Below are 2,758 nucleotides of genomic sequence, written 5' to 3'. Positions count from 1 at the left end.
TCGTCCACCGCCCCCGTGCGCAGGAAGGCGGCCAGCACCATGTCCGGGTAGGGGCGCCCCCGGCCGCCCGCGGCGGGGGGGCAGAGGGGGGGCGGGGCGAGGCCCAGCCAGCCCCGGGCGGCGCGGCTGGCGGCCGGGGTGGGGCGGGCGGGGGTGGTATCGGTGTGCGATTTCGGGACCGGTGTGCGGGGCAGTTCCCGGACCGGGGTGCGGGGGCAGCCCCTCACCTGCCCAATGAGTGAATTGCAGATTTATGCAATTCACTACATGCTGTACGGGCCGTTCCGCCCTGACAGGGAGCCCGCGCGATGCTCACGCCGCCCGAACCGCTGCCCGAACCGCAGCCCGAACCGCCGTCCGAACCGCCGTCCGATCCGCTGCCCTACCGGCATGTGCTGACGCTGCCCACGACGGGGCAGGCGGTGCGCGTCGCCCGGGAGACCACCGAGCAGGTGCTGGCGCAGTGGGGCGTGCCGGCGCGGGAGCCGTGCCGTGGTCCGGCGCTGCTGATCCTCAGCGAGCTGGTGGCCAACAGCGTGCGCCATGCGGCGGCGCTGTCGCCGCAGGTGACGGTGGTGTTCGCGGGCGGCCCCGACACGTTCGCGTTCGGCGTGCACGACCGCCATCCGTACCGTCCCGTCCTGTTCGCGTCCGCCGGGACAGCTCCGGGGCGAGGGCTGGCGACCGTGATGGAGCTGACCCACTCGCTGGGCGGCAGCGCGGTGGTGCGGGGCGATGCCGACGAGGGCGGCAAGAGCATCTGGGTCACGCTGCCGCTGCGGCGCGGCCTGCGGTGACCCTCGGGTGCACGCCCGGGGTGCGGAGGCGCGAGGATGAGCCCATGGAGACGAGTTCAGGTCAGCAGTGGTGCGGCGGGCTCCCGTCGTACGGGACGGGGTGCCGCAGGTGAGCACGCCGCTGTACCGGTTGAAGGCGGAGTTCTTCAAGACGCTGGGGCACCCGGTCCGGATCCGGGTGCTCGAACTGCTCAGTGAACGCGATCACGCGGTCTCGGAGATGCTGAACGAGGTGGGGGTGGAGGCCGCCCATCTGTCGCAGCAGTTGGCGGTGTTGCGCCGGTCCGGTCTGGTGACGGCCCGGCGGGAGGGGTCGGCCGTCCACTACACGCTGGCCGATCCGGGGGTGGCGGAGCTGCTGCGGGTGGCGCGGACGATTCTGACCGGGGTGCTGGCGGGCCAGGCGGAGCTGCTGGCCGATCTGCGGTCGGACGGCGACGGCCCGGACGATGCTCGCCCGGGCCGTCAGGACATCCCGTAGCGGCTCAGCCGGTGGCGGCCGTCCGTACGGCGAGGGCGCGGCGGAGGTCGTCGAGCTGGTCGACGAGCTTGCGGCGCAGGGCGGGGATGAGGGCGGGGTCCTCCAGGGCGCGGGCGCCGGTGGCGAGGCTGTCGGCGTCGATGGCGTACGCGGGGAAGGCGTACCGTCCGGCGGCCTCGGCGATGGCGGGGCCCCGGCGGGCGGCGAGCGCGATGGCGTCCGGGTAGAAGCGGGACACGTAGTCGCCGGTCACCTCTTCCTGGCCGGGCTGCCAGAAGCCCTGGGCGGTGGCCGTGAAGAGGTAGTTGGACAGGGTGTCGTCGGTGAACAGGGCGTCCCAGGCGGCGGCCTTGGCCTCGGGGGTGGGCAGGGCGGCGCGGCAGCGGGCGGCGCCTTCGCGGCCGGTGGCGCTGGGGTCCGCGGCCAGTTCGGTGGCGATGGCGGCCTCGTCGGTGGCGCCGAGGACGGCGAGCCGGGTGAGGATGCGCCAGCGCAGCTCGGGGTCGAGTTCGGGTCCGCCGTGGACGGTGCCCTCGTCGAGCCAGCTGCGCAGGGTGTCGGGCTGGGTGGCGGCGTCGATGAAGTGGCGTACGGCGATGAGGCGCAGGCCCGGCTGCGATCCGTCCTCGGTGCGGCGGATGAGGTCGCGGCAGAGGTCGGCGAGGGTGGCGAGGGCTGCGGGGCGGTCCTCGGGGGCGACGTAGCGGTCGGCGATCTGGCCGGCGGCGAAGGTGAGGACGCCCTGGACGAGGGCGAGGTCGCTCTCGTACGGGAGGTGGGTGCGGGCGGTCGTGAGGTAGGTGGCGGGGTGCAGGTCGCCGTCGCGGACCATGTCGCGGGCGGTGTTCCACAGGACGGCCCGGGTGAGGGCGTCCGGGATGCCGGAGAGGCCGGTCAGGACGGTGTCCCAGGAGGCGGTGTCCAGGCGGACCTTGGCGTAGGTGAGGTCGCCGTCGTTGAGGACGACGAGGGCGGGGCGGTGGCCGGGGCGGATCGTGGGTGTTCCGTCACCGGGTACGTCGGTCTCGAAGCGGTCGCGCAGGGCGAGGTGTCCGGGTCCTGCCTGGGTGTTGAGGGCGTGGTCGTAGGCGCCGACGGTGATGCGGTGGGGGCGGGAGCCGTCGCGGGTGACGGTGAGGGCCCAGGACTGTCCGTTGCCGTTGGCCGGGGGGCCGGCCGGTTCGGTGGGGTCGGGGGCGCCGATCTCGGCGGTGAGGGTGTCGATGCCGGTGGTGCGCAGCCACTGTTCGGCCCAGGCGTGGACGTCGCGGTCGGTGGCGGAGGCCAGGTTGTCGATGAAGTCGGCGAGGGTGGCGTTGCCGAACCTGTGGCGGGCGAAGTGGGTGTTGATCCCGGCCAGGAAGTCCTTCTCGCCGAGCCAGGCGACGAGTTGGCGGAGCGCGGAGGCGCCCTTGGCGTAGCTGATGCCGTCGAAGTTGAGGAGGGCGGAGGCGGTGTCGGGGACGGCGTCGGGGTCCGG

General features: G+C 74.0%; 3 protein-coding genes and 1 pseudogene. 2 read left to right on the top strand and 2 right to left on the bottom strand.

Annotated features, from left to right (window positions below):
• Positions 1-149, bottom strand: a pseudogene (locus tag JS521_RS35105) (haloacid dehalogenase); the annotation flags it as partial.
• Positions 150-308: 159 nt separating this feature from the next.
• On the opposite strand from JS521_RS35105, the gene JS521_RS35100 reads away from it, so the two are divergent.
• A complete protein-coding gene (locus JS521_RS35100) occupies positions 309-797 on the top strand; it encodes an ATP-binding protein (RefSeq protein ID WP_239488266.1) in 489 nt (162 codons plus the stop codon).
• Between the two features lie 109 nt (positions 798-906).
• A complete protein-coding gene (locus tag JS521_RS35095) occupies positions 907-1,278 on the top strand; it encodes an ArsR/SmtB family transcription factor (protein ID WP_205086907.1) in 372 nt (123 codons plus the stop codon).
• 4 nt (positions 1,279-1,282) lie between these two features.
• Here the strand turns inward: JS521_RS35095 and JS521_RS35090 are convergent.
• On the bottom strand, positions 1,283-2,758 hold a 1,476-nt coding region (locus tag JS521_RS35090), incomplete at its 5' end, for an ERAP1-like C-terminal domain-containing protein (RefSeq protein ID WP_205086906.1).

The sequence above is a fragment of the Streptomyces durocortorensis genome (genome assembly GCF_016901035.1).
Classification (GTDB): domain Bacteria; phylum Actinomycetota; class Actinomycetes; order Streptomycetales; family Streptomycetaceae; genus Streptomyces; species Streptomyces durocortorensis.
This window is presented reverse-complemented; position numbering and strand designations above follow the sequence as displayed.

What these genes read in the sequence shown, in the direction of transcription:
- JS521_RS35100 (WP_239488266.1), top strand. Translation starts at nt 309, where the DNA reads ATGCTCACGCCGCCCGAACCGCTGCCCGAACCGCAGCCCGAACCGCCG.